The organism is Paracoccus aeridis, from assembly GCF_004923205.2.
GTDB lineage: Bacteria > Pseudomonadota > Alphaproteobacteria > Rhodobacterales > Rhodobacteraceae > Paracoccus > Paracoccus aeridis.
In genome coordinates this window covers 1-6,066 of sequence record NZ_SELD02000026.1, presented here as the reverse complement: position 1 = coordinate 6,066, position 6,066 = coordinate 1, and the positions used below count along the sequence as shown (strand labels likewise).

Genomic DNA, 6,066 nt, shown 5'->3' with positions numbered 1-6,066 from the left:
TTCAAACCCTCCGGCGCCTCCATTCAAACCCTCCGGCGCCTCCATTTTTACCCTCCGGCGCCTCCATTTTTAGCTCTCTAGTGTCAGTGTCGGGTGTCGCGGGGAGCGAAGCGACACGCGACACGCGACACCCGACACTGCAACAAAACTGGCGCCCTGACGCGCCTGCCCCGAGGCTTGCCAGCCCTTTGGATCGGCGCTGCGCCTCAGGGCGATGCAGATGGCGAAGATCAGAACCTCAACCCTATTAGGGTCGTCCTGATGGCAAAAAGATCTGCTGAGAAAATCAGGGAAGCGCTCAGAGGCTCTGGAAGGCCCTCTAGAAGCCGGAAAGGCTTTGAGAGCGGGAAGCTCTACTCAGGAACCCGAAGATGGCCTCCAGAGGGCCTCTCCGTGGCTCTGAGAGGGGGTCGCTGGCCTATCGACACCTGTTACCCGCAAAGCAACGATGCTGCCCTCTGGCTTTGTTCTGTGGCCTCTCAGACCCCAGAACCTAACTCGTAAAACGGCTGCGAATGTCGCCTGCTTTGTGAAGGGCAGTTTTAGGGATTGTGTAAATGGCAGGAAATGTAATTTGAATACTTCACAACCCCAATATTGGATACTTTACACATGCCGAAGCGCAAGTTCAGCCGCCTGACCAACGACCAGAAGCAGGCGCTGCGGGGCGAGCTGGACGCAAAGATCCCGGTCACGGATCTGGCAAAGAAATACGGTGTCAGCCGCCGGACGATCTACAACCTCAAGAACCGCTGGGAGGAACGCCTGCCGCAGTCGCGCAGCAAGGTGCTGACGGTGCGGGTCAGTGCCGAGGACATGGAGCGGCTGGACGCCTTGGCGAAGAAGCTGGACCTGAGTCGGGCCGACACGGCGCGGCGGGTGCTGCTCTATGCGGCGGGCGTGTATCACATCGAACCGCCCGAGGCCGGCGAGATCGCGGCCTTGACCAAGGAGGTGTCCGCGATCGGGCAGAACGTGAACCAGGCCGTGAGGGCCATGAACACGGCAGTCCTGCGCGGGCAGAAGATCTCCCGCCTGCACCTGGACCAGCTGGCCCAGCAGTTGCACGAGATCGCCCGGCACAACGACCAGGTCCGCAGCCTGATGGTTCGCCGTGCCCAGCAGCAGCGAACGCATGTCGATCAGATCATCCAGGCCATGAAAGGCGAGGAGGAAGCCACCTCATCGGATTGAATAATTACCTTCCTGTAATTACATTAGAATCATGAGAATGCGGTTTGTCTGGGATCCGGCCAAGGCGGAATCGAACCAGCGCAAGCATGGCGTTCGGTTCGAGGACGCCGTGCTTGTGTTTTTCGATCCGCTGCACCTGACGGTGCAGGACCGGGTCGAAGGTGGCGAGCATCGCTGGCAGACCATCGGCCAAGTCGGTGGCGCAGCAGTCTTTCTTGTGGCTCACACTGTCACCGAGGATGGCCCGGAACCTGTTGAGACAATCCGCATCATCTCCGCTCGCCGTGCTACCCCGAAGGAAAGGAAGCGATATGCCAATGGTTGAATACACCCTCGATACGCTGCCCGAACTGACCGACGAGCGGCGCAAGGAACTTGCCAGGCTGGACGCGCTGCCGGCCGATCAGATCGACACCAGCGACATTCCCCAGTTGACCGACGAGCAATGGGCCGGGGCGGTCCGGGGCCGGTTCTATCGTCCGATCAAGCAGCAGGTTACGGCGCGACTGGATGCCGATGTGCTGGCATGGCTGAAGGCCGGAGGTCAGGGTTATCAGACCCGCATGAACGCGATCCTGCGCCGCGCCATGATGGCTGAACTCGACCGGCGGGCCTGAGGAAAATGAACGGGTAGCCAACCCTAAAGCGTTTGTTTGAGCGGCCATCGCGCATGGATATCGTCGATGACCACAGGATGGTGATGACGGCCATTTCTGCCAAACGCGACCAGATGCGGATGATCGTCGGAAAGATCGGGATGCTGATGCGCGATGTCGGTCGGATCGTCGTTTGGCCAGAATCGCCAGGCCAAGCCAACACCGGCAAGACCGATCAGCGCCATCGCCCCAAAGGCCGCATCCATGCCGACCCTTGCGCCCATCTGCCCGGCCAGCGGATAGCAGATCAGCCAGCAGGCGTGCGACAGGGCGAACTGCGCGGCAAAGACCGCCGGCCGGTCTTCGGCATGGGCCGAGCGGCGCAGCAGCCGGCCCGAGGGCGTCTGCGCCGCCGAATAGCCAAGGCCCAGGACCAGCCACAGCGCCAGCACCCTCAGGCGACCCCTGCCAGCCGAAGTGCCAGCCCGGCCAGGGCGCAGCCTGCCAGGACCGTGACCGCACCAAGGCGGAAGCGGAACACCGCGATTATCGCCGCGACGACCAGCACCAGGGCGGCGGGGTCCAATGTTCGCCAGACAGGCAGGTCCAGGTCCAGGCCCCAGGCGGCGAACGGGCGAAGCTGGCCGAACAGCACATGCAGCCCGAACCAGACCGCCAAGTTCAGGATCACCCCAACCACCGCTGCCGTCACGGCCGTCAGCGCTGCCGACAGCGCGCGATTGTCGCGCAGCCGTTCGATGAAGGGCGCGCCCAGGAAGATCCACAGGAAGCAGGGCACGAAGGTCACCCAGGTCGTCAGCAGCCCGCCCAGGGTGCCCGCCAGCAGCGGCGGCATCGCGCCCGTATCGCGCATCGCGCCCATGAAGCCCACGAATTGCGTGACCATGATCAGCGGCCCGGGCGTCGTCTCGGCCATGCCCAGGCCGTCCAGCATCTCTCCGGGGGCGAGCCAGCCATAGGTTTCGACCGCCTGCTGGGCGACATAGGCCAGCACCGCATAGGCGCCGCCAAAGGTCACCACCGCCATGACGCTGAAGAACCCCGCGATCTGCGAGAACACGTTGCCCGGCCCCGCCAGCAGGAACAGCGCGGCCACCGGCACCAGCCACAGCGCCAGGAACACCGCCGAGATGCGCGTGGCCCAGGCCGCGCTGACCTGCGTGTGGCCGGGCGATTCCTCGCCCAGCAGGGTGTCGGCGTCATCCACTTGCACCTTGCCGACCTTGCCGTGCCCGCCGCCGGCCTGGAAGGCGGGCAGCCCCGCCCGCGCGCCCAAGAACCCGATCAACCCGGCTGTCAGGATGATGACCGGAAACGGCACGCCGAAGGCGAAGATCGCCACAAAGGACGCCGCCGCGATGCCGATCATCGCGCCGTTCCGCAAGGCCCGCGAGCCGATGCGGATCACCGCCTGCACGACGATGGCCAGCACGGCAGCCTTCAACCCGAAGAACACCGCCTCCAGCACGCCGGTATCGCCCCAGATGGCATAGATCCAGGACAGCGCCATGATCGAGACAAGGCCCGGCAGCACGAACAGCAGCCCCGCGATGATGCCGCCCAGGGTCCGGTGCATCAGCCAGCCGATATAGACCGCCAGCTGCATCGCCTCGGGGCCGGGCAGCAACATGCAGAAGTTCAGCGCGTGCAGGAACCGCTTTTCGCCCAGCCAGCGCTGTTCCTCGACCAGGATGCGGTGCATCAGCGCGATCTGCCCGGCAGGCCCGCCAAAGCTGAGCAGGCCGATGCGCGCCCAGATGCGCGCGGCCTGCGCCAGGGTCGGATAAGGACGGGCGGGCATCACGCGGCTCCTGGCTTGTTGGTGGGCCAGTTATGCGTCTCGTCGGTCGCATCGCGTGCCCAGCGATAGAACGCGTCATAGACCAGCATCCCGGCCTGAAGCTGGTCCAGATCGTCGGCATGGATGCGCGACAAGCCAAGCGACACGGCCAGCAGGCCCGCCGCCTCGGGGGCCAAATCCAGGCGGGCGGTGTCGGCGCCGCGCACGATCACCGCCAGCCGGTCCAGGGCCGGAACGGACAGGCCGAATTCAGCCAGCATCACGTCAAAGCTGCACAGGTCGCCGCGGTGGCTGAAGAACACGCCTTCGATGTCGAAGGGGGCGGCGTCGTGGCGTTCGGCCACGCCCTCGACCTCGGACGGGGCGACGAACAGGATCACCGCGCGCGGATCGACAAAGCGGCGGATCAACCAGGGACAGGCGATGCGGTCGATCTTGGGCCGCGCGCGCGTGACCCAGACCGTGCGGCCCTGCCTGTCGCGCGGCGGCAGGCGGGCCGGGTCCACCAGCGGCAGCCCGGCATCGCGCCAGGCTGCGAAACCACCGTCAAGAACTTCGGCTGGCCGTCCCTGGGCGCGCAGCCAGGCGGCCGCCCCTTGGCTGCGCCGGTGCCCTTCCTGGCACACCGCGACCACCGCCCCGGGCGGCAGCGGCGGCAGATCCGCCAGCGCGCGGTCATCGGCCCGGATCGCGCCCGGCAGCAGCCGGGGATCGGCGGCGACATCCGCGTCGGATCGGACATCCAGGATCACCGGCGCGCGGGCCGTGCCGATCAGCCGGGCCAGCTTGTCAGACGCAATCGCATTAGGTGCAGGCATGGGGCGTTCCTCCCGTTGAAAGGCGATGTGGAACGCGATCTTCGGCTGGCGCCTCGTGGGGCGGTCGCTGGCCCCATGGCAGGGGATTAGATGGCAAAAACCGCCGACGTCAAGCAGACCGTTCTTCAGGGATTGGCTTGGCCAGATGCGCTGCCGGCCGATCAGCGGCCAGGTCCAGCAAAGCCGTCATGGGCTTTTTCTGCGCCAGGGCCACCACCGGGTAGCAGCCGCGGTTGTGGGGCGCTGATCGGTCAAAAGGGCTGTTGCCTGCTGCCGCCAGCGGTCCCGGTCCTCTTTCAGGTCGGCCGAGATCTCGCGCTCACGGTTAAGCATGGTCTCCAACGCCTCGATGCGTTCGAGAAGACGGGTTCCATCTGGTTCCGCATCGCGTCTTTTCGCACCCTCATGGGGTTCCCAGCCGAACGCACGAGACAGTTCGGCCGGGTCAATCGAATAGCTGCCATCGTCATGGCGGGTCGCGCTGAGCTTTCCGGCTTTTATGGCTCTGTTGATCGTGGACTTGCTTTTTCCCGTCAGCTTTGCGGCTTGGGAAAGGGACAGTTCCGGCATGGTTGCGCACTGCGTCATTTGGGGTTCTTGGTGGAACCGCTTCTTCATGAACGGAGAAGGCGGCACGGGCAAGATCCGCGTCGCGCCGGGGCACGGTGTAACCCCCGGCCGTGAAGGTGCGGCCGACGCGATCCGCCCATTCCTCGCGCTCAGCCGGGGTCAGGCCATACCACCAGGCCAAGGCCGGTTCCGCCTGGGGTTCGTCGGCAATAAGGGGCGGGGCGTCGTCCGTGTCTTGCTGGCGCCGTCGGGTGTTCCGATGCCGCTCATTCTCGGCCACTGTCTCGGCAGCGTCGTGGGGATCCTTCCAGCGCCAGCGGAAAGTGACGGCATGGACCGACCGTCCCCGCTTTTCCGGGGTCATGCTGACCTCGACTGTGCCGTAGTCATTCACTGCCGCCAAAGCAGGGTCGAGAACCCAACGCCGAAATTGCCCCCAGACCTCATAAGACTTCTTGTCGGCCACACCCATGAGCGACCGCAACTCATCCACGGTAAAGGTCCAGAACGGCCGTCCCAGGCGCTTCTTGTCGGCCAGCAGCACATAAAGCTGGCGGCCGTGGCCGGTTAGGCTGTGGGCGGCGCGGGCCTCGATCTTGGCGAAGTTCTGCGGGCTGCGCAGGGCGTGGACGCCAGCGGGCGGGATCAGCGCCCGCACCATCGAACCGCCTTGGGTGATCTTCCATTCGGCCAGCAGGACCGCGCCCCAGGGATCGCCGCGCCATTCGCCGCTGAGCTGCACCCCGGTCAGACGCGTCAGGCATTCGCGCAGCCAGATGTTGTCGTTGCGCCCGTCCTCGCCACGCAGCAGCCGCGAAGGCACTTCCAGCCAGACGCTGTTGTCCACTTCAGCGGGGATGCGGGCGGCATCAAGCGCCGAGGCCAGTTCCCAGATGGCGGAGACCATGGCCGGCGTCAGCGGCTTGTCGGATCGGAGCGCAACGGCGCTGCTTGGCACAGTGATTTCCCTCATAAATGTAGATTACATTTGAGTCATCTCCACTTCAATGGCTCACTTTTACCCTCCGGCGCCTCCATTCAAACCCTCCGGCGCCTCCATTCAAAC

7 protein-coding genes are annotated in these 6,066 nt (G+C 65.1%); 3 read left to right on the top strand and 4 right to left on the bottom strand.

Annotated elements, in window-relative coordinates; translation table 11 throughout:
• Positions 1-612 precede the first annotated feature (612 nt).
• Genes ELI80_RS09605 through ELI80_RS09595 form a run of 3 tightly spaced genes read left to right on the top strand, consistent with a single transcriptional unit; the run spans position 613 to position 1,811 of the window.
• On the top strand, positions 613-1,194 hold the full coding sequence (locus ELI80_RS09605) for a helix-turn-helix domain-containing protein (protein ID WP_136651296.1): 582 nt from the start codon (positions 613-615) through the stop codon (positions 1,192-1,194).
• Between the two features lie 37 nt (positions 1,195-1,231).
• On the top strand, positions 1,232-1,519 hold the full coding sequence (locus ELI80_RS09600) for a BrnT family toxin (protein WP_221830127.1): 288 nt from the start codon (positions 1,232-1,234) through the stop codon (positions 1,517-1,519).
• Positions 1,512-1,811: a BrnA antitoxin family protein gene (locus ELI80_RS09595; protein WP_236641421.1), complete on the top strand. Its 300-nt coding sequence runs from the start codon at positions 1,512-1,514 to the stop codon at positions 1,809-1,811. Before ELI80_RS09600 ends, ELI80_RS09595 begins: the two co-directional genes overlap by 8 nt.
• A gap of 23 nt (positions 1,812-1,834) precedes the next feature.
• Here ELI80_RS09595 and ELI80_RS09590 read toward each other — a convergent pair whose 3' ends face one another.
• From ELI80_RS09590 to ELI80_RS09575, 4 genes are all read right to left on the bottom strand, one after another.
• Positions 1,835-2,242 carry an MFS transporter gene (locus ELI80_RS09590; protein ID WP_136651293.1) on the bottom strand — a complete coding sequence of 136 codons (408 nt, stop codon included), beginning with the start codon at positions 2,240-2,242 and terminating at the stop codon, positions 1,835-1,837.
• A gap of 2 nt (positions 2,243-2,244) precedes the next feature.
• Positions 2,245-3,612 carry a chromate efflux transporter gene (gene chrA / locus ELI80_RS09585; protein WP_136651292.1) on the bottom strand — a complete coding sequence of 456 codons (1,368 nt, stop codon included), beginning with the start codon at positions 3,610-3,612 and terminating at the stop codon, positions 2,245-2,247.
• The gene (locus ELI80_RS09580) at positions 3,612-4,430 is read right to left on the bottom strand and encodes a chromate resistance protein ChrB domain-containing protein (RefSeq protein ID WP_136651291.1); all 819 of its coding nucleotides are present in this window, start codon (positions 4,428-4,430) and stop codon (positions 3,612-3,614) included. Before ELI80_RS09580 ends, chrA begins: the two co-directional genes overlap by 1 nt.
• A gap of 466 nt (positions 4,431-4,896) precedes the next feature.
• Positions 4,897-5,973: a replication initiation protein gene (locus tag ELI80_RS09575; RefSeq protein WP_136651290.1), complete on the bottom strand. Its 1,077-nt coding sequence runs from the start codon at positions 5,971-5,973 to the stop codon at positions 4,897-4,899.
• Between the last annotated feature and the right edge of the window lie 93 nt (positions 5,974-6,066).